Below are 24,062 nucleotides of genomic sequence, written 5' to 3'. Positions count from 1 at the left end.
GCGCGTTTTCCGCCGATGCGTCGCTGCCATATGGCTGCGCCACCTTTAATCGACCTAAGCTGGATGGCTAACGTTGTCGCAACGTGAAGGCGGGGCGCGAATGCGTTGGTAAAATTCGTGTCACTGTCTCTAGCCGTCTCTTTCGTCGCCTCTGTCAAATTCATGTCCCGTCCGCTCGAAATCCTCAACGAAGTATTCGGCTATCCCGCTTTCAGAGGACAGCAGGGCGAAATTGTCGAGCACGTCGCCGATGGCGGCGATTGCCTCGTGCTGATGCCGACTGGCGGCGGCAAATCTCTGTGCTATCAGATTCCGTCGCTGGTACGGCGCGAGCGTGGCTTCGGCGCCGGCATCGTGGTGTCGCCGCTGATTGCGCTGATGCAGGACCAGGTGGCCGCGCTGACCGAGGTCGGCGTGCGCGCCGCGTATCTGAACTCGACGCTGTCGAGCGCGGAAGCGATGGCCACCGAGCGTGCGTTGCGCGACGGCGACATCGATCTGCTTTACGTCGCGCCCGAACGACTGATGACGCAGCGCTTCCAGGAGCTGCTCGAGCGCACACGCATCGGCCTTTTCGCGATCGACGAGGCGCACTGTGTGTCGCAATGGGGGCATGACTTCCGCCCCGAATATATTCAGCTGTCTGTATTGCACGAGCGCTTTCCGAACGTGCCCCGCATCGCGCTCACGGCCACTGCGGACGCGATTACGCGTGACGAAATCATTCAACGTCTCGCGCTCGAGGATGCGCGTGTATTCGTGTCGAGCTTCGACCGCCCGAATATTCGCTATCGCATTGCCGAAAAGGACAATGCGCGCACGCAGCTGCTCGACTTCATTCGTGCCGAACATACGAAGCCGGACGGCACGACCGACGCCGGCGTCGTCTATTGCCTGTCGCGCCGCAAGGTGGAGGAAACGGCGGAGTGGTTGAAGGAAAAGGGCATGCGCGCACTGCCGTACCACGCCGGCATGGAGTTCGAGGTGCGTCAGAAGCACCAGGAGATGTTTCAGCGCGAAGAAGGCATCGTCATGTGCGCGACGATCGCGTTCGGTATGGGGATCGACAAGCCGGACGTGCGGTTCGTCGCCCATCTGGATCTGCCGAAGAGCGTCGAAGGCTACTATCAGGAAACTGGTCGCGCGGGCCGCGACGGAATGCCGTCGAATGCGTGGATGGCCTATGGACTTGGCGACGTCGTCCAGCAACGCAAGATGATCGACGAGTCCGAAGCCGACGAAGCGCACAAGCGCGTGCAAACCGGCAAGCTCGACGCGCTGCTCGGCCTGTGCGAAACGGCGACCTGCCGCCGCGTGCGCCTGCTCGCCTACTTTGGGGAGACCAGCCAGCCGTGCGGCAACTGCGATAACTGTCTGGAGCCGCCACCCACATGGGATGCGACGCGAGAGGCACAGATGGCGCTGTCGTGCGTGTTCCGTGCGCAACGGGCGAGCGGCTTTCACTTCGGCGCCGGCCATCTGATCGACATCCTGCGCGGCAATCGCAGCGAAAAGATCCTGCAGCGAGGCCACGAAAAGCTAACGACCTTCGGGATCGGCGCGGCGCTGGGCGAGGCCGAGTGGCGCGCGGTGTTCCGTCAGCTCGTTGCGTTCGGCTATCTGACGGTCGACCATGAAGGCTTCGGCTCGCTAGTGCTGACCGAGGCGAGCAAGCCGGTGCTCAAGGGCGAGCAAAAGGTGACCATGCGTCGCTATGTGAAGCCGACGCGCACGCGCCAATCGTCGGGCCGTACGAGTGAGCGTGCCGATCCAACGATCGGCATGGGGCCGCGCGAGCGCGCCCGTTGGGAGCGGCTGCGCATGTGGCGCACGGAAACGGCGAAGAGCGACGGCGTACCGGCCTACGTGATTTTCCATGACGCGACGCTCGCGGAAATTGCACGCCTCGGCCCTGATTCAATCGACGATCTGCGTGGCATTCCGGGTATGGGCGCGCGTAAGCTCGATCGTTTTGGCTACGAATTGCTGGATGTCGTAGGCGCCGAGTGACCGTAGCGTGACCGTTTGGACTGACCTGTGGGGCTGGAAAGCATCGCAAGCTGTTGACTCTCTTAGTGTTTTCGAAATATCATGCTAGGTTCCGGTTCTTGGGATGCTCGTGCGTGGAGCTAATTCACGTGTAGGCACCCGCCCGGAAGTTCGATGCGCAGGCGTTTCCGCTTTGCCCGGAAACAGATGCGTCGATTTTGTTCAATTTCAGGAATAAACAATGCCAACCATCAATCAACTGGTTCGCAAAGGCCGCACGTCGGAAACGACGAAAAGCAAGAGCCCGGCCTTGCAGGACTGCCCCCAGCGTCGTGGCGTGTGCACCCGCGTGTACACCACGACGCCGAAGAAGCCGAACTCGGCACTTCGTAAGGTCGCCAAGGTTCGCTTGACGAACGGTTTCGAAGTCATTTCGTACATCGGTGGCGAAGGCCACAACCTGCAGGAACACTCGGTCGTGCTGATTCGCGGTGGCCGTGTGAAGGACTTGCCGGGTGTGCGTTACCACATGGTTCGCGGCTCGCTGGATACCCAGGGCGTCAAGGATCGTAAGCAGGCTCGCTCGAAGTATGGTGCGAAGCGTGCCAAGGCTGGCAAGTAATTAGCCGGTCAGTCGTAGTTTCAGGGCGCCTGTAAGGGCGTAATGGCGATGGTGCCGGAAGTGCCGGTGCTGTCGAGTAAGTGGTCACCCGACCAGGCTGGTAAGTCTTACGGATGAATCGGGTTAGTTGGTGACCGCGGGGCCGTAGACGGCTCCAACTGAAAAAGTAAAGGAAGAAACATGCCGCGTCGTCGCGAAGTTCCCAAGCGGGAAGTGTTGCCGGATCCGAAATTCGGTAACGTTGATGTAGCAAAATTCATGAACGTACTGATGCTCTCCGGCAAGAAGTCGGTTGCCGAGCGTATCGTGTACGGCGCTTTCGAACAGATCCAGACCAAGGGTGGCAAGGACCCGCTGGAAGTGTTCACGGTGGCGCTCAACAACGTCAAGCCGGTGGTCGAAGTGAAGAGCCGCCGCGTTGGTGGTGCGAACTATCAGGTTCCGGTCGAAGTGCGTCCGTCGCGTCGTATGGCATTGGCGATGCGTTGGCTGCGTGAAGCCGCGAAGAAGCGCAGCGAGAAATCGATGGCCCTGCGTCTGGCAGGTGAACTTTCCGAAGCGGCCGAAGGCCGTGGCGGTGCGATGAAGAAGCGCGACGAAGTTCACCGGATGGCAGAAGCCAACAAGGCGTTCTCGCACTTCCGTTTCTAAGCTTCCCGACCTCGGGTTTAGCTGAAAAAACGGAAAGAAATTCCGGGCGGGTGCGCTTCAAAAGCGCCTCGCCCGTTTGTGTTACAGCGCGATGGGTATCTCTCGCATCGCGTCATCCCAATAGAGGATCAAAGTGGCTCGCAAGACTCCTATCGAGCGCTACCGTAACATCGGTATTAGCGCTCACATCGACGCCGGCAAAACGACGACGACCGAGCGCATTCTGTTCTACACCGGCGTGAACCACAAGATTGGTGAAGTTCACGACGGCGCTGCCACCATGGACTGGATGGAGCAGGAACAGGAGCGCGGCATCACGATCACTTCCGCTGCTACCACCGCATTCTGGAAGGGTATGGCGGGCGACCGCGCCGAGCACCGCATCAACATCATCGACACCCCGGGTCACGTCGACTTCACGATCGAAGTCGAGCGTTCGATGCGCGTGCTCGACGGTGCATGCATGGTGTATTGCGCAGTGGGCGGTGTGCAGCCCCAGTCGGAAACCGTGTGGCGTCAGGCGAACAAGTACAAAGTTCCCCGTCTCGCGTTCATCAACAAGATGGACCGTACCGGCGCGAACTTCTTCAAGGTCTACGACCAGCTCAAGCTGCGTCTGAAGGCGAATCCGGTTCCGGTCGTCGTGCCTATCGGCGCGGAAGAGAGCTTCACGGGCGTCGTCGATCTGATGAAGATGAAGGCGATCATTTGGGACGACGCGTCCCAAGGCACCAAGTTTTCGTACGAAGATATCCCGGCAGAACTCGTCGACTCGTGCAATGAATGGCGCGAAAAGATGATCGAAGCTGCGGCTGAGTCGAGCGAAGAACTGATGAACAAGTACCTGGAAGAGGGCGAGCTCTCCGAAGCGGAAATCATCAAGGGCCTGCGCGACCGTACGATCGCTTGCGAAATCCAGCCGATGCTGTGCGGCACCGCGTTCAAGAACAAGGGCGTGCAACGTATGCTCGACGCCGTTCTGGACTTCCTGCCGTCGCCGATCGACATTCCGCCGGTTACGGGCGAACTGGAAAACGGCGAGAAGGGTGAGCGCCGTGCTTCCGACGACGAAAAATTCTCGTCGCTGGCATTCAAGATCATGACCGACCCGTTCGTCGGCCAGCTGATCTTCTTCCGTGTGTACTCGGGCGTCGTCAATTCGGGCGACACGGTGCTGAACGCGACCAAGGACAAGAAGGAACGTCTCGGCCGTATTCTGCAGATGCACGCGAACCAGCGCGAAGAAATCAAAGAAGTGCGCGCAGGCGACATCGCTGCTGCAGTGGGTCTGAAGGAAGCGACGACCGGCGACACGCTGTGCGATCCGCAAAACCCGATTGTCCTCGAGCGCATGATTTTCCCGGAGCCGGTGATTTCGCAGGCTGTTGAGCCGAAGACGAAGCCCGACCAGGAAAAGATGGGTCTGGCGCTGAACCGTCTGGCACAGGAAGATCCGTCGTTCCGCGTTCAAACGGACGAAGAATCGGGCCAAACCATTATTTCGGGCATGGGCGAGCTCCACCTGGAAATTCTGGTTGACCGTATGAAGCGCGAATTCGGCGTCGAAGCAACGGTCGGCAAGCCGCAGGTTGCTTACCGCGAAACGATCCGCGGCAAGGCAGAAGACGTCGATGGCAAGTTCGTCAAGCAGTCGGGTGGTCGCGGCCAGTACGGTCACGCGGTCATCACGCTCGAGCCGAACGAGCAGGGCAAGGGCTACGAGTTCCTCGACGAGATCAAGGGCGGTGTGATTCCGCGTGAATACATCCCGGCAGTCGACAAGGGTATCCAGGAAACACTGAAGGCTGGCGTGCTGGCAGGCTTCCCCGTCGTTGACGTGAAGGTTCACCTGACGTTCGGTTCGTACCACGACGTTGACTCGAACGAAAACGCGTTCCGCATGGCCGGCTCGATGGCGTTCAAGGAAGCGATGCGCAAGGCTCAGCCGGTCATCCTCGAACCGATGATGGCCGTCGAAGTCGAAACGCCGGAAGACTACATGGGCAACGTGATGGGCGACCTGTCGGGCCGTCGCGGTATTGTTCAGGGCATGGACGACATGGTTGGCGGCGGCAAGATCGTCCGCGCAGAAGTGCCGCTGTCGGAAATGTTCGGCTACTCGACGTCGTTGCGTTCGCTGACGCAAGGTCGTGCAACGTACACGATGGAGTTCAAGCACTACGCTGAAGCTCCGCGCAACGTGTCGGAAGCGATCATCAACGCGAAGTCGAAATAATCGCGCGGCAAAGTCATTCAACGATTAACTTTCTGAAAGAAGAGAAACATGGCTAAAGGTAAATTCGAACGGACCAAGCCGCACGTGAACGTGGGCACGATCGGTCACGTTGACCACGGCAAGACCACGCTGACGGCAGCGATCACGACGGTTCTGACGCAGAAGTTTGGCGGCGAAGCGAAGGCATACGACCAGATCGACGCGGCGCCGGAAGAAAAGGCGCGCGGTATCACGATCAACACGGCACACGTCGAGTACGAAACGGCTAACCGCCATTACGCGCACGTTGACTGCCCGGGCCACGCTGACTACGTGAAGAACATGATCACGGGCGCAGCGCAGATGGACGGCGCAATCCTGGTGTGTTCGGCTGCAGACGGCCCGATGCCGCAAACTCGTGAGCACATCCTGCTCGCGCGTCAGGTTGGTGTTCCGTACATCATCGTGTTCCTGAACAAGTGCGACATGGTGGACGACGCTGAACTGCTGGAGCTGGTCGAGATGGAAGTTCGCGAACTTCTGTCGAAGTACGACTTCCCGGGCGACGACACGCCGATCATCAAGGGTTCGGCCAAGCTGGCGCTGGAAGGCGACAAGGGCGAGCTGGGCGAAGTGGCGATCATGAACCTGGCCGACGCACTGGACACGTACATTCCGACGCCGGAGCGCGCGGTTGACGGCGCGTTCCTGATGCCGGTTGAGGACGTGTTCTCGATCTCGGGTCGCGGCACGGTGGTGACGGGTCGCGTTGAGCGCGGCATCATCAAGGTCGGCGAGGAAATCGAAATCGTCGGTATCCGCGCAACGGCCAAGACGACGTGCACGGGCGTGGAAATGTTCCGCAAGCTGCTCGATCAGGGTCAGGCAGGCGACAACGTTGGTATCCTGCTGCGCGGCACGAAGCGTGAAGACGTCGAGCGTGGTCAGGTTCTGGCGAAGCCGGGCACGATCAATCCGCACACGCACTTCACGGCTGAAGTGTATGTGCTGAGCAAGGACGAAGGCGGTCGTCACACGCCGTTCTTCAACAACTACCGTCCGCAGTTCTACTTCCGTACGACGGACGTGACGGGCTCGATCGAGCTGCCGAAGGACAAGGAAATGGTGATGCCGGGCGACAACGTGTCGATCACGGTGAAGCTGATCAACCCGATCGCGATGGAAGAAGGCCTGCGCTTCGCAATCCGTGAAGGTGGCCGTACGGTCGGCGCCGGTGTCGTTGCCAAGATCATCGAGTAAAATCAGCAGTTGCAGTAGCTGAGTGTAGTAACGCCCGGGTTCGGGTACTCGCTCTCCGCGAGCGCCCGAACCCACGCTCTTTCACCAATCGGCGATGCAACATCGCCTCGCTCTTTTCAAGGAATTCGTCATGCAGAACCAAAAAATCCGCATCCGCCTGAAGGCTTTCGACTATCGCTTGATCGATCAATCGGCAGCGGAAATCGTCGATACGGCAAAGCGGACTGGCGCAATCGTTCGTGGTCCGGTGCCCCTGCCGACCCGCATTCAACGCTTTGACATCCTGCGTTCGCCGCACGTCAACAAGACCTCGCGCGACCAGCTCGAAATCCGTACGCATCTTCGCCTGATGGACATCGTCGACCCGACGGACAAGACCGTGGACGCGCTGATGAAGCTCGATCTGCCGGCTGGCGTGGACGTTGAAATCAAGCTGCAATAAGGCTTCCGCCTGTTGCCCAGTAAGCCGGGCAGCGCTAAGTCGTTGATTGCTTGCGGAAAACGAAAAGCCTCGCTATAATGCTAGGCTTTTCGCGCATTCGCGTAAAAAAGTTGGCGTGCTGCAGCATGAATTCATGCCCGAAACGGCGCCGGCATTTTGTAAATTAGCCCCGACCAATCGCAGTCGGGAATGGAGAAAACGATGAGCCTTGGACTCGTAGGTCGCAAGGTTGGCATGACCCGTATCTTCACGGCTGAAGGGGATTCGATTCCCGTCACCGTGCTGGACGTGTCCGACAACCGCGTGACGCAGATCAAGACTGTTGAAACCGACGGCTACACGGCCGTGCAGGTTGCTTTCGGTACGCGCCGTGCATCGCGCGTGACGAAGCCGTTGGCAGGTCATCTCGCCAAAGCTGGCGTTCAGGCCGGTGAAATCCTCAAAGAATTCAAGATCGATGCCGCTAAGGCTGCCGAGTTGTCGAACGGCACCGTGGTCGGTCCTGAACTGTTCGAAGTGGGCCAGAAGGTCGACGTGCAAGGCGTGTCGATCGGTAAGGGCTACGCCGGTACCATCAAGCGTTACAACTTCGCGTCCGGCCGTGCGTCGCACGGTAACTCGCGCTCGCACAACGTGCCGGGCTCGATCGGTATGGCGCAGGATCCGGGTCGCGTGTTTCCGGGTAAGCGCATGACCGGTCACATGGGTGACGAGAATGTAACGGTGCAAAACCTCGAAATCGCTCGTATCGACGCTGACCGCAAGCTGTTGCTGGTCAAGGGCGCCGTTCCGGGTGCGAAGGGTGGCAAGGTATTCGTTACGCCGGCCGTGAAGACGCGTGCCGTGAAAGGAGCGAAATAATGGAACTTAAGCTCCTGAATGCCAATGGTCAGGAAGGTGCAGGCGTTAGCGCGTCGGACGTCGTGTTCGGCCGCGATTACAACGAAGCCCTGATTCACCAGGTTGTGGTGGCGTACCAGGCGAATGCCCGTAGCGGCAACCGCGCGCAGAAGGATCGTGAGCAAGTCAAGCACACGACCAAGAAGCCGTGGCGCCAGAAGGGTACGGGCCGTGCCCGTGCCGGTATGTCGTCGAGCCCGCTGTGGCGCGGCGGTGGCCGGATCTTCCCGAATTCGCCGGAAGAAAACTTTTCGCATAAGGTCAACAAGAAGATGCATCGCGCAGGTCTCTGCTCGATCTTCTCGCAGCTGGCCCGTGAAGGCCGTATCTCGGTGGTCGACGAGCTGACGCTCGAAGCACCGAAGACCAAGCTGCTGGCCGAAAAATTCAAGGCGATGGGGCTCGATTCCGTGCTGGTGATCACCGACACGGTTGACGAAAACCTGTACCTCGCGTCGCGCAACCTCGCCCACGTGGCAGTTGTCGAGCCGCGTTACGCCGACCCGCTGTCGCTGATCTACTTCAAGAAAGTCCTGATCACGAAGGCTGCGGTCGCCCAGATCGAGGAGTTGCTGTCATGAGCGAGATTCGCAAGAACGATCATCGTTTGATGCAGGTCCTGCTCGCGCCGGTGGTCTCCGAAAAGGCGACGCTGGTTGCCGACAAGAACGAGCAGGTTGTGTTCGAAGTCGCGCCGGATGCCACGAAGCAGGAAGTGAAAGCTGCAGTCGAGCTGCTGTTCAAGGTGGAAGTTGATTCCGTCAACGTGCTGGTTGCGAAGGGTAAAGCCAAGCGCTTTGGCCGCTTCATGGGCAAGCGCAAGGACGTGAAGAAGGCGTACGTCTGCCTGAAGCCCGGCCAGGAAATCAACTTTGAAGCGGAGGCCAAGTAATCATGGCAATCGTGAAAGTTAAGCCGACTTCGCCGGGCCGCCGCGCGATGGTCAAAGTGGTCAACAAGGATCTGCATAAGGGCAAGCCGTTTGCGGCACTGCTCGATTCGCAGTCGACGACCGCCGGCCGTAACAACAACGGTCACATCACCACGCGTCACAAGGGTGGTGGTCACAAGCATCACTATCGTGTCGTCGACTTCCGTCGCACGAAAGATGGTATTCCGGCAAAGGTCGAGCGTCTCGAGTACGACCCGAACCGTAGCGCGAACATCGCGCTGGTTCTGTACGCAGACGGCGAGCGCCGTTACATCATTGCTCCGAAGGGTGTCACCGTCGGTCAGCAACTGATGTCGGGTTCGGAAGCGCCGATCCGCGCAGGTAACACGCTGCCGATCCGCAACATCCCGGTCGGTACGACGATTCACTGCATCGAAATGCTGCCTGGCAAGGGCGCGCAGATGGCGCGTTCGGCTGGTACGTCGGCAATGCTGCTGGCTCGCGAAGGCGTCTACGCGCAGGTTCGTCTGCGTTCGGGCGAAATCCGTCGCGTTCACGTCGAGTGCCGCGCAACGATCGGTGAAGTGGGCAACGAAGAGCACAGCCTCCGTCAAATCGGTAAGGCTGGCGCGAACCGCTGGCGCGGTATCCGCCCGACGGTGCGTGGCGTTGCAATGAACCCGGTCGACCACCCGCACGGTGGTGGCGAAGGCAAGACTGCGGCTGGTCGTGATCCGGTGAGCCCGTGGGGCACGCCGACGAAGGGCTATCGCACCCGCAGCAACAAGCGCACGACGAGCATGATCGTCCAGCGCCGTCACAAGCGTTAAGGAGTAGGCAATGGCACGTTCTATTAAGAAAGGTCCGTTCTGCGACGCCCATTTGCTGAAGAAGGTTGAGGCGGCTGCAGCATCGCGTGACAAGAAACCGATCAAGACCTGGTCGCGTCGCTCGACGATCCTGCCGGATTTCATCGGCCTGACGATCGCCGTTCACAACGGCCGTCAACACGTTCCGGTGTATGTCACGGAAAACATGGTCGGCCACAAGCTTGGCGAGTTCGCACTGACCCGTACGTTCAAGGGTCACGCGGCCGACAAGAAGGCCAAGAAATAAGGGGCAATCAAGATGGAAGTGAAAGCAATTCATCGCGGTGCCCGCATCTCGGCGCAGAAAACGCGCCTTGTGGCTGACCAGATCCGCGGTTTGCCGGTCGACAAGGCGCTGAACGTTCTGACGTTCTCGCCGAAGAAGGCTGCGGGAATCGTGAAAAAGGTCGTGCTGTCGGCGATCGCGAATGCGGAGCATAACGAAGGCGCCGATATCGATGAGCTCAAGATCACGAGCATCTACATCGACAAGGCTGCGTCGCTCAAGCGTTTCACCGCGCGCGCTAAAGGCCGTGGTAACCGCATCGAGAAGCAATCCTGTCACATCACTGTGACGGTCGGGAATTAAGGGGTCATACGATGGGACAGAAAATTCATCCGACTGGCTTCCGTTTGGCCGTCAGCCGCAATTGGGCTTCGCGGTGGTACGCGAACAACAACAATTTCGCGGCGATGTTGCAGGAAGACATCGGTGTTCGTGAATACCTGAAGAAGAAGCTGAAGAACGCGTCCGTCGGCCGCGTCGTGATCGAGCGTCCTGCAAAGAACGCGCGTATCACGATTTTCAGCTCGCGTCCGGGTGTCGTGATCGGCAAGAAGGGTGAAGACATCGAACTGCTGAAGTCCGAGCTGCAAAAGCGCATGGGCGTTCCGGTTCACGTCAACATCGAAGAAATTCGCAAGCCGGAAACCGACGCGCAACTGATCGCTGATTCGATCACGCAACAGCTCGAGCGTCGGATCATGTTCCGTCGCGCAATGAAGCGCGCGATGCAGAACGCGATGCGTCTGGGTGCTCAAGGCATCAAGATCATGAGCGCAGGCCGTCTGAACGGTATCGAAATCGCCCGTACGGAATGGTATCGCGAAGGTCGCGTGCCGCTTCATACGCTGCGTGCTGATATCGACTACGCGACTTCGGAAGCGAAGACGACGTACGGCATCATCGGCGTGAAGGTGTGGGTCTACAAGGGCGACACGCTTGGCCGTAACGACGCACCGGTGGTTGAAGAAGTCGCCGAAGAAAAGCGTCCGCGCCGCAACGCACGTCCGGGTGGCGATCGCCGTCCGCGCCGTGATGGTGAAGGTGGTGGCCCGGCAGGTGCACGCCGTGGCGCTCCTCGTCGTGCTGGCGGTGCCGGCGGCGACGGGAAGACTGGAGAATAACGATGCTGCAACCGAAACGCAGAAAGTATCGCAAAGAGCAGAAAGGTCGTAACACCGGCGTTGCTACCCGCGGCAACGCGGTGTCGTTCGGTGAGTTCGGCCTGAAGGCTGTCGGTCGTGGTCGCCTGACGGCGCGCCAGATTGAAGCGGCGCGTCGTGCAATGACGCGTCACATCAAGCGTGGTGGCCGCATCTGGATCCGTATCTTCCCGGACAAGCCGATCTCGACGAAGCCGGCGGAAGTGCGTATGGGTAACGGTAAAGGTAACCCTGAGTACTACGTCGCGGAGATTCAACCGGGCAAGATGCTGTACGAAATGGACGGCGTAACCGAAGAACTGGCGCGCGAAGCGTTCCGTCTGGCTGCAGCCAAGCTGCCGCTGAAGACGACGTTTATCGTCCGTCAGCTCGGCGCCTAAGGAGCAAATGATGAAGGCTTCCGAACTTCACCAGAAAGACCAGGCCGCGCTCAACAAGGAGCTGTCGGACCTGCTGAAGGCGCAATTCGGCCTGCGCATGCAACTCGCGACCCAGCAGCTCACGAACACGAGCCAGCTGAAGAAGGTTCGTCGCGACATCGCGCGTGTGCGGACCGTCCTGACTGAGAAGGCGAACCAGAAATGAACGATAGCGTAAAAACCTCGCTTAAGCGGACGCTGGTCGGCAAGGTCGTCAGCAACAAGATGGACAAGACGGTAACCGTGCTGGTCGAGCACCGCGTTAAGCACCCGATCTACGGCAAGTACGTCGTGCGCTCGAAGAAGTATCACGCACACGACGACGCGAACACGTACAACGAGGGCGACCTCGTTGAAATCCAGGAAACTCGTCCGATTTCGAAGACGAAGGCTTGGGTTGTGGCTCGCCTAGTCGAGGCTGCTCGCGTCATCTAAGGACGTGAGGTAGTAGAAGTAGTTGAAATCGCAGTAGCTTTTGCTTGCAAGACCGGGATTATTTGATATAATCTCGGTCTTCCCTCTTTATGGGAGCCCCGTCGCGGGCGAAGTTGGTGGGGGAAGCGGTCCGGGTGCCAACCCGTGCCGAATGATTCACCGGATTGCGATGGCGGGTTTCGTTTGCCGTCGCTGCTGTTCTAACCCAAGCAGCCGATCGGCTGACGGGACCAAGACTGACCGGGAAGCACCATGGTGGTGTGACCGGATTAAGTTGGGAAAGATAAACCATGATCCAGACCGAAACTCGGCTTGAAGTGGCCGACAACACGGGTGCACGTGAAGTCATGTGCATCAAGGTGCTCGGCGGCTCGAAGCGTCGTTATGCCAGCATTGGCGACATCATCAAGGTGACTGTCAAAGAGGCAACGCCGCGCGGGCGCGTGAAGAAAGGCGAAATCTACAACGCCGTGGTGGTTCGCACCGCCAAGGGCGTGCGCCGTCAGGACGGCTCGCTGATCAAGTTCGACGGCAACGCAGCTGTGTTGCTCAATGCCAAGCTCGAACCGATCGGTACCCGTATTTTCGGGCCTGTCACGCGCGAGTTGCGTAGCGAACGATTCATGAAGATCGTTTCGCTGGCGCCTGAAGTGCTGTAAGGAGTCGCGATGAACAAGATTCGCAAAGGTGACGAAGTTATCGTCATCACCGGCAAAGATAAGGGCAAGCGTGGCGTTGTGCTGGCCGTTCACGGCGAGACCGTGACTGTCGAGGGCATCAATCTCGTCAAGAAGCACGTCAAGCCGAACCCGATGAAGGGTACGACGGGCGGCGTGGAAGCCAAGACGATGCCGCTGCAAATTTCGAACGTCGCATTGGTCGACGCGAATGGCAAGCCATCGCGTGTAGGCATTAAGGTCGAGGGAGACAAGAAAGTCCGTTTCCTGAAGACGACCGGTGCCGTGCTGAGCGCCTGACGCTGCGGAGTAAAAAATGGCTCGTTTGCAAGAGTTTTACAAAGAAAAGGTTGTACCCGGCCTCATCGAGAAGTTCGGTTACAAGTCCGTGATGGAAGTGCCGCGCATCACCAAGATCACCCTGAATATGGGCCTTGGTGAAGCGATCGCTGACAAGAAGATCATCGAAAACGCTGTTGGCGATCTGACGAAGATCGCCGGTCAGAAGCCGGTGATCACGAAGGCGCGCAAGGCAATTGCAGGCTTCAAGATCCGTCAGGGCTATCCGATCGGTGCGATGGTCACGTTGCGTGGCCAGGCTATGTACGAATTCCTCGACCGTTTCGTGACGGTTGCGCTCCCGCGGGTGCGTGACTTCCGTGGCGTGTCGGGCAAGGCGTTCGACGGTCGCGGCAACTACAACATCGGTGTGAAAGAGCAGATCATTTTCCCCGAAATCGACTACGACAAGATCGACGCACTGCGTGGGCTGAACATCAGCATCACGACGACTGCGAAGACCGACGATGAAGCAAAGGCTCTGCTCGCCAGCTTCAAGTTCCCGTTCAGAAACTGAGGTTACCGTGGCTAAACTGGCACTGATCGAACGTGAAAAGAAGCGTGCTCGCCTCGCTGCTAAGTACGCTCCCAAGCGTGCAGAGTTGAAGGCGATCATTGGTGATATGAGCAAGTCGGACGAAGAGCACTACGCCGCACGTCTGGAACTGCAACAACTGCCGCGTAACTCCAATCCGACCCGTAAGCGCAATCGTTGTGCAATTACCGGTCGTCCGCGCGGCACGTTCCGTAAATTCGGGCTGGCGCGTAACAAGATTCGCGAAATCGCGTTCCGCGGCGAGATCCCTGGCCTGACCAAGGCGAGCTGGTAATAGGAGAAACATAAATGAGCATGAGTGATCCTATCGCCGATATGCTGACTCGCATCCGCAATGCGCAGATGGTCGAGAAGGTTTCGGTGACTATGCCCTCGTCGAAAGTCAAGGTTGCGATTGCGCAGGTCCTGAAGGACGAAGGTTATATCGACGATTTCGCAGTGAAGTCTGAAGGTGCGAAGTCGGAATTGAACATCGTGTTGAAGTACTACGCCGGCCGTCCGGTCATCGAACGCATCGAACGCGTTTCGAAGCCGGGTTTGCGCGTGTACCGCGGCCGTAACGACATCCCCGTGGTCATGAATGGCCTCGGCGTGGCAATCGTGTCGACGCCGAAGGGCGTGATGACGGACCGCAAGGCGCGCGCTACGGGCGTTGGCGGCGAAGTCATCTGCTACGTCGCTTAAGGCCGAAAGGAGAGAAACATGTCTCGAGTAGGTAAAAGCCCGATCGCGCTGCAAGGCGCAGAAGTGGCCCTGAGCGACGAACGCATTACCGTCAAGGGTCCACTGGGCACGATTTCGCAAGCTGCAAACCGCCTCGTGAAAGTGGTGAACGACAACGGCACGCTGAAGTTTGAGCCGGTTGACGACAGCCGCGAAGCGAACGCGATGTCGGGCACGATGCGCGCACTGGTTGCGAACATGGTGAACGGCGTGACGAAGGGTTTCGAGCGCAAGCTGACGCTGGTTGGCGTCGGTTACCGCGCACAGGCGCAAGGCGACAAGCTGAATCTGTCGCTGGGTTTCTCGCACCCGGTGGTGCACCAGATGCCGGAAGGCGTCAAGGCCGAAACCCCGACGCAAACCGAAATCGTGATCAAGGGGATCAACAAGCAACAGGTTGGCCAAGTCGCCGCAGAAGTGCGCGGCTATCGTCCGCCGGAGCCCTACAAGGGCAAGGGTGTGCGTTACGCCAATGAGGTTGTGATCCTCAAAGAAACGAAGAAGAAGTAAGGGTGCGCAATCATGGATAAGACTCAATCTCGCCTGCGCCGCGCTCGTCAGACGCGTATCAAGATCGCTGAGCTGCAGGTCGCGCGTCTCGCCGTGCATCGCACGAACACGCACATCTATGCGCAAGTGTTCTCGCCGTGCGGCACCAAGGTGCTCGCCAGCGCTTCGACGCTCGAAGCCGAAGTGCGTGCGCAACTGGCTGATCAGACTGGCAAGGGTGGCAACGTTGCTGCTGCGACGCTGATCGGCAAGCGCATTGCAGAAAAGGCTAAGGCTGCCGGCATCGAATCCGTCGCCTTCGACCGTTCGGGTTTCCGTTACCACGGCCGCGTGAAGGCGCTGGCTGATGCGGCGCGCGAAGCCGGACTCAAGTTCTAAGGGAAGAATTCGTCATGGCAAAGATGCAAGCTAAAGTTCAGGCTGACGAACGCGACGACGGCCTTCGTGAAAAGATGATCGCGGTCAACCGCGTGACTAAGGTCGTGAAGGGTGGCCGCATTCTCGGCTTCGCTGCACTGACAGTAGTCGGTGACGGTGATGGCCGCGTCGGTATGGGCAAGGGCAAGGCAAAGGAAGTGCCGGTTGCCGTCCAGAAGGCGATGGAACAGGCGCGCCGCAACATGTTCAAGGTGCCGCTGAAGAACGGGACTCTGCAGCATGAAGTGCACGGTAAGCACGGCGCGTCGATGGTTCTTCTCGCTCCTGCGAAGGATGGTACCGGTGTGATCGCTGGCGGTCCGATGCGCGCTGTGTTCGACGTGATGGGTGTGCAGAACGTGGTGGCCAAGAGCCACGGTTCGACGAACCCGTACAACCTCGTTCGTGCGACGCTCGACGGCCTGCGCAAGCAGTCCACGCCGGCCGACATCGCTGCGAAGCGTGGCAAGTCCGTCGAAGAAATTCTGGGCTAAAGGTGGACACCATGTCTGATAAAACTGTCAAGGTGCAGCTCGTCAAGAGCCTGATTGGTACTCGTGAATCGCACCGCGCAACGGTGCGTGGTCTGGGCCTGCGCCGACTCAACTCGGTTAGCGAGTTGCAGGATACGCCGGCTGTGCGCGGCATGATCAACAAGGTTTCGTACCTCGTTAAGGTCATCAGCTAAGCGGCTGACCAGGACTCAAGGAGTTGATAATGGAATTGAATAACCTGAAGCCGGCTGAAGGCGCGAAGCACGCAAAGCGTCGCGTTGGTCGCGGCATCGGCTCCGGCCTCGGCAAGACCGCTGGCCGTGGTCACAAGGGTCAGAAGTCGCGTTCGGGTGGCTTTCACAAGGTTGGCTTCGAAGGCGGTCAAATGCCGCTGCAACGTCGCCTGCCGAAGCGTGGCTTCACCTCGCTGACGAAGGAATTTGTCGGCGAAGTGCGTCTCTCGGATATCGAGAAGCTGCCTGTTGACGAAGTCGATCTGTTGGCGCTCAAGCAAGCCGGTCTGGTTGGCGAGTTGATCCGTAGCGCCAAGATCATTGCGACGGGCGAGCTCAAGCGCAAAGTCGTGGTGAAGGGTCTGGGTGCGACGAAGGGCGCGCGCGCTGCTATCGAAGCAGCCGGTGGATCTTTTGCCGAGTAACGCGCGAGTTATTTGCCGTCACTAGCATTTGCATCGGAGAAGGTACTTGGCTAACAGCCCGAGTCTCGCAAAACCCGGTCGCGGCGCTGCGAAATTTGGCGATCTGCGTCGGCGAGCAGTATTCCTGCTGCTGGCGTTGGTCGTCTATCGCATCGGCGCGCATATTCCGGTGCCGGGTATCGACCCGGACCAACTGGCAAAGTTGTTCCAAAGCCAGTCGGGCGGCATCCTTGGCATGTTCAACATGTTTTCGGGTGGCGCACTTTCGCGGTTCACGATTTTCGCGCTGGGCATCATGCCCTATATTTCGGCGTCGATCATCATGCAGTTGTTGGCGATTGTCTCGCCACAACTCGAAGCGTTGAAAAAGGAAGGGCAAGCAGGGCAGCGGAAGATTACGCAATACACGCGGATCTTCACGGTCGTGCTGGCGACGTTCCAGGCGTTCGGCATCGCTGTCGCGCTTGAGAATCAGCCGGGCCTCGTGATTGACCCGGGTATGGTATTTCGCTTGACGACGGTCGTGACGTTGGTGACCGGTACGATGTTCCTGATGTGGCTGGGCGAGCAAATCACGGAACGCGGGCTTGGTAACGGTATCTCGATCATCATTTTCGGCGGCATCGCGGCGGGTTTCCCGAACGCAATTGGTGGGCTTTTTGAGCTGGTGCGAACCGGATCGATGAGCATCATCTCGGCGATTATCGTCGTCGCGCTGATCGGTGCTGTGACGTACTTGGTCGTGTTCATCGAGCGTGGCCAACGCAAGATTCTTGTGAACTACGCCAAGCGACAAGTGGGCAACAAGATTTACGGCGGACAGTCTTCGCATCTGCCGCTGAAGCTGAACATGTCGGGCGTGATTCCGCCGATCTTCGCATCGTCGATCATTCTCTTCCCGGCAACGATCCTGAACTGGTTTAGTTCGGGCTCAAATACCGGCTGGTTCGCAGACACGTTGCACAACGTGGCCGAGGCATTGAAGCCCGGTCAGCCCGTGTACGTGTTGTTGTACGCGTTGGCGATCGTTTTCTTCTGCTTCTTCTACACCGCACTGGTGTTCAACAGCAGGGAGACGGCCGACAACCTGAAAAAGAGCGGCGCTTTCGTCCCTGGCATCCGCCCGGGCGATCAGACAGCGCGATATATCGATCGGATCCTCACGCGCTTGACGCTGGCGGGTGCGATCTACATCGTGTTCGTTTGTCTGCTGCCCGAATTTCTGGTGTTGCGTTGGAATGTGCCGTTTTATTTTGGTGGAACGTCGCTGCTGATCATTGTCGTCGTCACAATGGATTTCATGGCGCAGGTGCAGTCGTACGTTATGTCGCAACAGTATGAATCGCTGCTTAAGAAAGCTAATTTCAAAGGCGGCGGCGTCCCGATGCGTTGAAAGGACTTATGGCCAAAGACGATGTTATCCAGATGCAGGGTGAAGTAATTGAAAACCTGCCTAACGCTACCTTCAGGGTGAAGCTGGAAAACGGCCATGTCGTGTTGGGACACATATCCGGCAAGATGCGGATGCACTACATCCGAATTCTGCCGGGCGACAAGGTGACGGTTGAATTGACGCCTTACGATCTGTCGCGTGCGCGGATCGTGTTCCGGGCGAAGTGATTTGAAAAAAGGGTAATATCATGAAAGTGATGGCATCGGTTAAGCGCATTTGCCGCAATTGCAAGATCATCAAGCGCAAAGGCGTTGTGCGCGTGATTTGCAGCTCTGATCCGCGCCACAAACAGCGTCAAGGCTGAACGCCGCGCTTTTGCTTGCGCTTTTTGTTTGAGGAAAAACAATGGCTCGTATCGCAGGGGTTAACATCCCGAATCACCAGCACACCGAAATCGGCCTGACGGCAATTTACGGTGTCGGCCGCACGCGCTCGCGCGACATTTGCGTCGCCGCTGGTGTGGCATTTTCGAAGAAGGTCAAAGACCTGACTGACGCAGACCTCGAAAAGCTGCGTGAAGAAGTCGGCAAGTTCATCGTTGAAGGCGATCTGCGCCGCGAAACGACGATGAACATCAAGCGCCTGATGGATCTTGGCTGCTACCGCGGCGTCCGGCATCGTAAGGGGCTGCCCCTGCGTGGCCAGCGCACACGTACGAACGCTCGTACGCGTAAGGGTCCGCGTCGTGCAGCGCAGTCGCTGAAGAAGTAAGCGGAACTGACAGTTACAGGAAAACGTAATGGCTAAGGCTTCGAACAACTCTGCGGCGCAACGCGTTCGCAAGAAGGTCAAGAAGAACGTCGCCGAGGGCGTGGTTCACGTTCACGCGTCGTTCAATAACACCATCATCACGATCACCGACCGTCAAGGCAACGCGCTTGCCTGGGCAACCTCCGGTGGTCAGGGCTTCAAGGGATCGCGTAAATCGACCCCGTTTGCAGCTCAGGTCGCAGCTGAATCGGCTGGCCGTGTGGCGATGGAATACGGCGTGAAGAATCTCGAAGTGCGGATCAAGGGCCCCGGTCCTGGCCGTGAATCGGCGGTGCGCGCGTTGCATGGTCTTGGAATCAAGATTACCGCGATCTCCGACGTGACGCCGGTCCCGCACAACGGCTGCCGTCCGCCGAAGCGTCGTCGTATCTAAGACGCTAGTTTTTGCGAGCACCCGTTGCCGCTTCGCGCGGCGGCGGGTTGTGCTCGTTAATGAATTGACTAAGCCCACCGTCCGACCCAAAGGGTTCGGACTAGCGCGAGTGGAAGCACTTGCGTGATTAATCATAGAAGGAACTAACGTGGCACGTTATATCGGCCCCAAGGCCAAGCTGTCCCGCCGTGAAGGCACCGACCTGTTCTTGAAGAGCGCACGTCGCTCGCTTGCTGATAAGTGCAAGCTCGACAGCAAGCCGGGTCAGCATGGCCGGATCTCGGGCGCACGCACGTCCGACTACGGCACGCAGTTGCGCGAAAAGCAAAAAGTGAAGCGTATCTACGGCGTGCTTGAGCGCCAGTTCCGCCGCTACTTCGCTGAAGCGGACCGTCTGAAGGGCAACACGGGTGAAAACCTGCTGCAGCTGCTCGAGTCGCGTCTGGACAACGTCGTGTATCGCATGGGCTTTGGCTCGACGCGCGCTGAAGCACGTCAGCTCGTGGGTCACAAGGCGATCATGGTGAACGGCGTGGTGTCGAACATCCCGTCGATGCAAGTGAAAGCCGGTGACATCGTTGCCGTGCGCGAACAGAAGCGCAAGCAGGCTCGTATCATCGAAGCGCTGTCGCTCGCAGAACAAGGCGGCATGCCGAGTTGGGTTGCGGTCGACGCGAAGAAGTTCGAAGGTACCTTCAAGCAGAAGCCGGAGCGCAGCGATATCGCTGGCGACATCAACGAAAGCCTGATCGTCGAATTGTATTCGCGGTAATCGGATTGACGGCCGGGGCACCCCGATTGCATTGCGCAAGGGGGCGTCTCGGCTGTTTTCTTTCAGGTTGTTACCGGTCAGCCTTATCGGTGTAACGAGCCGAGGGTATTGAAAAGGAAAACCTATGCAAACCAGTTTGTTGAAGCCCAAGATCATTGCAGTTGAATCGCTTGGCGAGAGTCACGCGAAAGTGGTCATGGAACCGTTTGAACGCGGTTATGGCCACACCTTGGGTAACGCGCTTCGGCGCGTACTGTTGTCGTCGATGGTCGGCTACGCGCCGACCGAAGTGACGATTGCAGGCGTCGTGCATGAGTACTCGACGCTCGACGGTGTGCAAGAGGATGTGGTCAACCTGTTGTTGAACCTTAAGGGTGTCGTCTTCAAGTTGCATAACCGTGACGAAGTGACGGTTACTTTGCGCAAGGACGGCGAAGGTGTTGTCACTGCCGGCGATATCGAACTCGCACACGATTGCGAAGTCATCAATCCCGATCACGTGATTGCGCACCTCTCGAAGGGCGGCAAGCTCGACGTCCAGATCAAGGTTGAGAAGGGACGTGGCTACGTGCCTGGCAACGTGCGTCGTTACGGCGAAGAATCGGCCAAAATCATTGGCCGTATCGTGCTGGACGCGTCGTTCTCGCCGGTGCGCCGCGTGAGCTACGCAGTTGAAAGCGCGCGTGTTGAGCAGCGTACCGATCTCGACAAGCTCGTGATGAATATCGAGACCAACGGTGTGATTTCGCCGGAAGAAGCGATTCGGCAATCCGCGCGCATTCTGGTTGATCAGTTGTCGGTGTTTGCAGCATTGGAAGGCACGGAAGCCGCGGCAGAAGCGCCGTCGCGAGCACCGCAGATCGATCCGATCCTGCTGCGCCCGGTCGACGATCTCGAGCTGACGGTTCGTTCCGCGAACTGCCTGAAGGCCGAGAACATCTACTACATCGGCGATCTGATCCAGCGCACCGAAAACGAACTGCTGAAAACGCCGAACTTGGGCCGCAAGTCGCTGAACGAGATTAAGGAAGTTCTGGCATCGCGTGGTCTGACGCTCGGCATGAAGCTCGAAAACTGGCCGCCAGCTGGTCTCGACAAGTAATTACGGATGTAAGTCGCCGTAGTAGATGCATACTCTGTACTGGCGAAGACGCGGATTTTCCTTTAAAATCCGCGTCTTACTTTTTTCCTACCGGCCCGTGCGTTCAAGGTCTGTTTTCGAATGAGCGCGATAGAAGAGCTGGACTAAAACTTTGAACTGAAGGAATTAACATGCGTCACCGTCATGGTTTGCGGAAACTGAACCGCACGAGCAGCCATCGTCTGGCAATGCTCCGTAACATGTCCAACTCGCTGATCGAGCACGAAGTCATCAAGACCACGCTGCCGAAGGCGAAGGAACTCCGTAAAGTCGTCGAGCCGCTGATCACGCTCGGCAAGAAGCCGTCGCTGGCAAACCGTCGTTTGGCGTTCAATCGTCTGCGCGATCGTGACTCGGTCACGAAACTGTTCGACGTGCTGGGCCCGCGCTACGCGACCCGTCCGGGCGGCTACCTGCGCGTGCTGAAGTTCGGCTTCCGCGTTGGTGACAATGCGCCGATGGCACTGGTCGAACTGCTCGACCGTCCGGAAGTGGAAGAAACGGAAGTGCAAGAGGCTGAATAAGCTTTCTTAGCTTCAAAAAAAGCCAGGCGCGACGCCTGGCTTTTTTGTTTTTGGATGCATTGCCTTAACAAGGACAGACGCGCCTCCACGTAGCCAAGCCCCGCATTTGCGTCGCGTGGCTGTCTGCGGGCCGACAGGGCCAAGTGATACGATATCGGCATCTGAATGGCGCATCGCCGGAGCATGTTGTGAGTGTGAATGTGACCTTGATGCTGACGACGGTGCCAGATGTCGCGTGCGCACAGAAGCTCGCCACAGACGCGCTAGCCGCACGGCTCTGTGCGTGCGTTACCCAATTGGGCGCTGTGCAGTCGAGTTATCACTGGCAAGGCGCAATCGAAACCGCGCAGGAAGTCCAATTGCTGTTCAAGACCAGCGCCGCTCGCGCGCTCGAACTCGAGCAATACATTCAGGCGCACCATCCCTACGACACGCCGGAAATCCTCTGTTGGCAAGCGACGGCGTCCGCCGCGTACGGCCAATGGATCACCGCTGAAACCCAACGTCCTCTCCATGTTTAACGGCCTCGACCAGCGCGTGCGCGCCGTGCTGCGCACGGTGTTCTTCCTGCTTGCATGCCTGATGCTGATGCAAATCGGCACGCTTGCACGCGCCGCGGACGACTTCCTCGACCCCGACGTCGCCTTCAAATTCAGCGCGACAGAAAAGCCGGGCGAGGTCGACGTCACTTACAAGATCGCGGACGGCTACTACATGTACCGGGAGCGTTTCGCATTCGCGACGCGCAACGGCACCACCACGATCGGGGAGCCACAACTGCCGCCCGGTCACGTCAAATTCGATCAGACGTTCAACAAGAATGTCGAGACGTATCGCAACGAGTTGACGATTCGAATCCCGGTTAAGCAGGCAACCGGCCCATTCGATCTCGCGGTGACATCGCAGGGCTGTGCTGACGCCGGCATCTGCTATCCGCCGATGGAGCGCGTGTACCACGTGAGCGGTGCCGCGTTGCAACCCGCCGGAAACGCAACGGCGCCCGCAACCAAGCAACAGTCCGCGCAGGACGATGAGCCTTGGTACGAGCGCGCCACCAGTGCCGACTATGCGCAGTCGCTGCTGCAGCGTGGCGGGTTCTTCTCGATCGTCGGTCTTTATTTCGTCGCCGGCGCGATTCTTAGTCTGCTGCCGTGTTCGTATCCGATGATCCCGATCCTGTCGGCGATCATCATCGGCGAGGGGGCACGGGTCACACGTGGGCGTGGTTTCTCGCTGTCACTTGCGTACGTGATTGGCATGGCGCTCGTGTACACGGTGCTTGGCGTCGCCGCGGCGCTTGTCGGGCAGAGTCTTGGCGCGTGGCTGCAGAACCCTTGGGTGCTTGGCGCGTTCGGGGTGTTGCTGACGATTTTCGCGCTGCTGCTGATCGCGGGCGTCGACATCGAGTTGCCGGCGCGCTGGCGCGACCGCATGTCGCAAGCATCGTCAGGCCGCTCAGGCGGCAAGTTCACGGCGGTTGCCGTGATGGGCGCGCTGTCGGCGCTGGTGGTCGGCGCCTGCATGACCGCGCCGCTTTTTGCGGTGCTTGCGTTCATCGCGCATACCGGCAATGCGGTGCTTGGCGGTGCGGCGCTGTTCTCAATGGGTATGGGCCTGGGTGTGCCGCTGCTGATCATCGGTCTCGGCGCCGGTACGCTACTGCCGCGCGCGGGCGCGTGGATGGACAGCGTAAAGGTCTTCTTTGGCGTCGTGTTGCTCGGCGCGGCGCTGTGGATCGTCTGGCCGGTGCTTGGCGGCGCCCCGACGATGCTGTTGAGCGCACTGTGGCTGCTGATCGCCGCTGCTGCACTTGGCCTGTTCTCGACGCCAGTCGCTGGTGGGTCGGTATGGCGCGGGCTCGGCCGCGCGGTCGGCGTGATCATGACCGTCTGGGCTGCGGCACTGCTGGTCGGCCTCGCGGCGGGATCGTCGGATCCACTGCGGCCGCTCGCGGTACTCGCCGCTCGCGGCGGCCCGGCGGCGAGTGCCGCGGATACAGCTGGTGTCGCAGGAACGGCCCCACAGAGCGACCTGACGTTCGCCCGGGTGCGTTCGACCGACCAGCTCGACCAGGCGGTCAAAACGGCCGCTCAGCCCGCGATGCTCGACTTCTACGCGGACTGGTGCGTGAGCTGCAAGGAAATGGAAAAATTCACCTTCAGTGATCCGCGTGTCCAGGCGAAGCTGAAGCAGATGAACCTGCTGCGCGCCGATGTCTCCGCGAACAATTCCGACGATCAGGCGCTGCTCAAGCGTTTCAATCTGTTCGGGCCGCCGGGCATCATTTTCTTCGACCAGAGCGGCAAGGAGGTACTGCGGGTCGTCGGGTACGAATCGGCGGATAAATTCCTGCGTACGCTGGATCGTGCAAATGCGCCGAAGGTGTAGTCGGAGCAGCGCGACGTAGCTTTGCACGCTTCAAACGCCGCATTGCGAAGGCCAGCATTAAAAAACGGAGGCTAGACCCGCAAGGTCTAGCCTCCGTTTTTTCAGCGCCACGTTGGATGGCGCAGC

36 protein-coding genes are annotated in these 24,062 nt (G+C 59.0%); all 36 read left to right on the top strand.

Annotation, left to right across the window (positions count from 1 at the left end; genetic code table 11):
- Positions 1-162: 162 nt before the first annotated feature.
- The 36 genes from recQ to dsbD all read left to right on the top strand — a co-directional run bounded on the left by recQ (position 163) and on the right by dsbD (position 23,936).
- A complete protein-coding gene (gene recQ, locus L0U82_RS16875) occupies positions 163-2,010 on the top strand; it encodes a DNA helicase RecQ (protein WP_233832413.1) in 1,848 nt (615 codons plus the stop codon).
- 220 nt (positions 2,011-2,230) lie between these two features.
- Positions 2,231-2,611 (top strand): 30S ribosomal protein S12, encoded by a 381-nt coding sequence (gene rpsL, locus L0U82_RS16870; protein ID WP_006053290.1) that lies wholly within the window; start codon positions 2,231-2,233, stop codon positions 2,609-2,611.
- A gap of 180 nt (positions 2,612-2,791) precedes the next feature.
- Positions 2,792-3,262 carry a 30S ribosomal protein S7 gene (gene rpsG / locus L0U82_RS16865; RefSeq protein WP_006053291.1) on the top strand — a complete coding sequence of 157 codons (471 nt, stop codon included), beginning with the start codon at positions 2,792-2,794 and terminating at the stop codon, positions 3,260-3,262.
- Positions 3,263-3,395: 133 nt separating this feature from the next.
- Positions 3,396-5,498, top strand: a complete 2,103-nt coding sequence (gene fusA, locus L0U82_RS16860; RefSeq protein ID WP_233832412.1) for an elongation factor G — start codon at positions 3,396-3,398, stop codon at positions 5,496-5,498.
- Between the two features lie 48 nt (positions 5,499-5,546).
- The gene (gene tuf / locus L0U82_RS16855) at positions 5,547-6,737 is read left to right on the top strand and encodes an elongation factor Tu (protein ID WP_233832410.1); all 1,191 of its coding nucleotides are present in this window, start codon (positions 5,547-5,549) and stop codon (positions 6,735-6,737) included.
- Between the two features lie 130 nt (positions 6,738-6,867).
- On the top strand, positions 6,868-7,179 hold the full coding sequence (rpsJ, locus tag L0U82_RS16850; RefSeq protein ID WP_017777154.1) for a 30S ribosomal protein S10: 312 nt from the start codon (positions 6,868-6,870) through the stop codon (positions 7,177-7,179).
- 201 nt (positions 7,180-7,380) lie between these two features.
- The gene (rplC, locus tag L0U82_RS16845; RefSeq protein ID WP_233832409.1) at positions 7,381-8,040 is read left to right on the top strand and encodes a 50S ribosomal protein L3; all 660 of its coding nucleotides are present in this window, start codon (positions 7,381-7,383) and stop codon (positions 8,038-8,040) included.
- Positions 8,040-8,660: a 50S ribosomal protein L4 gene (rplD, locus tag L0U82_RS16840; RefSeq protein ID WP_008923346.1), complete on the top strand. Its 621-nt coding sequence runs from the start codon at positions 8,040-8,042 to the stop codon at positions 8,658-8,660. Before rplC ends, rplD begins: the two co-directional genes overlap by 1 nt.
- Complete coding sequence (rplW, locus tag L0U82_RS16835; protein WP_008923345.1) at positions 8,657-8,971, top strand: 50S ribosomal protein L23; 315 nt, start codon at positions 8,657-8,659, stop codon at positions 8,969-8,971. The genes rplD and rplW overlap by 4 nt, the downstream gene beginning before the upstream one ends.
- A gap of 2 nt (positions 8,972-8,973) precedes the next feature.
- Positions 8,974-9,801, top strand: a complete 828-nt coding sequence (gene rplB / locus L0U82_RS16830; protein ID WP_233832408.1) for a 50S ribosomal protein L2 — start codon at positions 8,974-8,976, stop codon at positions 9,799-9,801.
- A 10-nt stretch (positions 9,802-9,811) separates the two neighbouring features.
- Complete coding sequence (gene rpsS, locus L0U82_RS16825) at positions 9,812-10,087, top strand: 30S ribosomal protein S19 (RefSeq protein ID WP_006998484.1); 276 nt, start codon at positions 9,812-9,814, stop codon at positions 10,085-10,087.
- 12 nt (positions 10,088-10,099) lie between these two features.
- Positions 10,100-10,429 (top strand): 50S ribosomal protein L22, encoded by a 330-nt coding sequence (gene rplV / locus L0U82_RS16820; RefSeq protein WP_011490054.1) that lies wholly within the window; start codon positions 10,100-10,102, stop codon positions 10,427-10,429.
- Positions 10,430-10,440: 11 nt separating this feature from the next.
- Entirely contained in the window at positions 10,441-11,247 is an 807-nt protein-coding gene (gene rpsC, locus L0U82_RS16815; protein WP_012434570.1) for a 30S ribosomal protein S3, read from the top strand.
- 2 nt (positions 11,248-11,249) lie between these two features.
- Positions 11,250-11,666, top strand: coding sequence for a 50S ribosomal protein L16 (gene rplP, locus L0U82_RS16810; protein ID WP_008923342.1), 417 nt, complete (start codon positions 11,250-11,252; stop codon positions 11,664-11,666).
- A 10-nt stretch (positions 11,667-11,676) separates the two neighbouring features.
- Entirely contained in the window at positions 11,677-11,871 is a 195-nt protein-coding gene (rpmC, locus tag L0U82_RS16805; RefSeq protein ID WP_007180130.1) for a 50S ribosomal protein L29, read from the top strand.
- Positions 11,868-12,140: a 30S ribosomal protein S17 gene (gene rpsQ / locus L0U82_RS16800; protein WP_007180129.1), complete on the top strand. Its 273-nt coding sequence runs from the start codon at positions 11,868-11,870 to the stop codon at positions 12,138-12,140. The genes rpmC and rpsQ overlap by 4 nt, the downstream gene beginning before the upstream one ends.
- A 290-nt stretch (positions 12,141-12,430) precedes the next feature.
- The gene (gene rplN, locus L0U82_RS16795; protein ID WP_006052212.1) at positions 12,431-12,799 is read left to right on the top strand and encodes a 50S ribosomal protein L14; all 369 of its coding nucleotides are present in this window, start codon (positions 12,431-12,433) and stop codon (positions 12,797-12,799) included.
- Between the two features lie 9 nt (positions 12,800-12,808).
- The gene (gene rplX / locus L0U82_RS16790; protein WP_008923340.1) at positions 12,809-13,117 is read left to right on the top strand and encodes a 50S ribosomal protein L24; all 309 of its coding nucleotides are present in this window, start codon (positions 12,809-12,811) and stop codon (positions 13,115-13,117) included.
- Positions 13,118-13,133: 16 nt separating this feature from the next.
- A complete protein-coding gene (rplE, locus tag L0U82_RS16785; RefSeq protein ID WP_085489231.1) occupies positions 13,134-13,673 on the top strand; it encodes a 50S ribosomal protein L5 in 540 nt (179 codons plus the stop codon).
- A 7-nt stretch (positions 13,674-13,680) separates the two neighbouring features.
- Positions 13,681-13,986 carry a 30S ribosomal protein S14 gene (gene rpsN / locus L0U82_RS16780; RefSeq protein ID WP_006052215.1) on the top strand — a complete coding sequence of 102 codons (306 nt, stop codon included), beginning with the start codon at positions 13,681-13,683 and terminating at the stop codon, positions 13,984-13,986.
- Between the two features lie 14 nt (positions 13,987-14,000).
- Complete coding sequence (gene rpsH / locus L0U82_RS16775) at positions 14,001-14,396, top strand: 30S ribosomal protein S8 (protein WP_006052216.1); 396 nt, start codon at positions 14,001-14,003, stop codon at positions 14,394-14,396.
- 18 nt (positions 14,397-14,414) lie between these two features.
- Entirely contained in the window at positions 14,415-14,945 is a 531-nt protein-coding gene (gene rplF, locus L0U82_RS16770; RefSeq protein ID WP_233832406.1) for a 50S ribosomal protein L6, read from the top strand.
- Positions 14,946-14,957: 12 nt separating this feature from the next.
- The gene (rplR, locus tag L0U82_RS16765) at positions 14,958-15,323 is read left to right on the top strand and encodes a 50S ribosomal protein L18 (protein WP_006052218.1); all 366 of its coding nucleotides are present in this window, start codon (positions 14,958-14,960) and stop codon (positions 15,321-15,323) included.
- A 14-nt stretch (positions 15,324-15,337) separates the two neighbouring features.
- Positions 15,338-15,856, top strand: a complete 519-nt coding sequence (rpsE, locus tag L0U82_RS16760; RefSeq protein ID WP_184065468.1) for a 30S ribosomal protein S5 — start codon at positions 15,338-15,340, stop codon at positions 15,854-15,856.
- 11 nt (positions 15,857-15,867) lie between these two features.
- A complete protein-coding gene (gene rpmD, locus L0U82_RS16755) occupies positions 15,868-16,050 on the top strand; it encodes a 50S ribosomal protein L30 (RefSeq protein ID WP_008923335.1) in 183 nt (60 codons plus the stop codon).
- A gap of 29 nt (positions 16,051-16,079) precedes the next feature.
- On the top strand, positions 16,080-16,514 hold the full coding sequence (gene rplO / locus L0U82_RS16750) for a 50S ribosomal protein L15 (RefSeq protein ID WP_233832405.1): 435 nt from the start codon (positions 16,080-16,082) through the stop codon (positions 16,512-16,514).
- Positions 16,515-16,560: 46 nt separating this feature from the next.
- The gene (secY, locus tag L0U82_RS16745; protein ID WP_233832404.1) at positions 16,561-17,907 is read left to right on the top strand and encodes a preprotein translocase subunit SecY; all 1,347 of its coding nucleotides are present in this window, start codon (positions 16,561-16,563) and stop codon (positions 17,905-17,907) included.
- Positions 17,908-17,915: 8 nt separating this feature from the next.
- Positions 17,916-18,134 (top strand): translation initiation factor IF-1, encoded by a 219-nt coding sequence (gene infA / locus L0U82_RS16740; RefSeq protein ID WP_004521905.1) that lies wholly within the window; start codon positions 17,916-17,918, stop codon positions 18,132-18,134.
- Between the two features lie 20 nt (positions 18,135-18,154).
- Complete coding sequence (rpmJ, locus tag L0U82_RS16735) at positions 18,155-18,271, top strand: 50S ribosomal protein L36 (RefSeq protein ID WP_004199844.1); 117 nt, start codon at positions 18,155-18,157, stop codon at positions 18,269-18,271.
- A gap of 41 nt (positions 18,272-18,312) precedes the next feature.
- Positions 18,313-18,678: a 30S ribosomal protein S13 gene (gene rpsM / locus L0U82_RS16730; RefSeq protein WP_013589830.1), complete on the top strand. Its 366-nt coding sequence runs from the start codon at positions 18,313-18,315 to the stop codon at positions 18,676-18,678.
- Positions 18,679-18,706: 28 nt separating this feature from the next.
- Positions 18,707-19,111, top strand: coding sequence for a 30S ribosomal protein S11 (rpsK, locus tag L0U82_RS16725; RefSeq protein ID WP_006052224.1), 405 nt, complete (start codon positions 18,707-18,709; stop codon positions 19,109-19,111).
- Between the two features lie 148 nt (positions 19,112-19,259).
- Positions 19,260-19,883, top strand: a complete 624-nt coding sequence (gene rpsD, locus L0U82_RS16720) for a 30S ribosomal protein S4 (protein WP_233832402.1) — start codon at positions 19,260-19,262, stop codon at positions 19,881-19,883.
- 124 nt (positions 19,884-20,007) lie between these two features.
- Entirely contained in the window at positions 20,008-20,985 is a 978-nt protein-coding gene (locus tag L0U82_RS16715; protein ID WP_075303258.1) for a DNA-directed RNA polymerase subunit alpha, read from the top strand.
- 170 nt (positions 20,986-21,155) lie between these two features.
- Positions 21,156-21,548: a 50S ribosomal protein L17 gene (gene rplQ / locus L0U82_RS16710; RefSeq protein WP_233832401.1), complete on the top strand. Its 393-nt coding sequence runs from the start codon at positions 21,156-21,158 to the stop codon at positions 21,546-21,548.
- Positions 21,549-21,757: 209 nt separating this feature from the next.
- Positions 21,758-22,069 (top strand): divalent-cation tolerance protein CutA, encoded by a 312-nt coding sequence (gene cutA, locus L0U82_RS16705; RefSeq protein WP_267929471.1) that lies wholly within the window; start codon positions 21,758-21,760, stop codon positions 22,067-22,069.
- Entirely contained in the window at positions 22,062-23,936 is a 1,875-nt protein-coding gene (gene dsbD, locus L0U82_RS16700; protein ID WP_233832400.1) for a protein-disulfide reductase DsbD, read from the top strand. The genes cutA and dsbD overlap by 8 nt, the downstream gene beginning before the upstream one ends.
- Positions 23,937-24,062 lie beyond the last annotated feature (126 nt).

This window comes from Paraburkholderia sp. ZP32-5 (assembly GCF_021390495.1).
In the GTDB taxonomy this organism is placed as follows: Bacteria; Pseudomonadota; Gammaproteobacteria; order Burkholderiales; family Burkholderiaceae; genus Paraburkholderia.
This window is presented reverse-complemented; position numbering and strand designations above follow the sequence as displayed.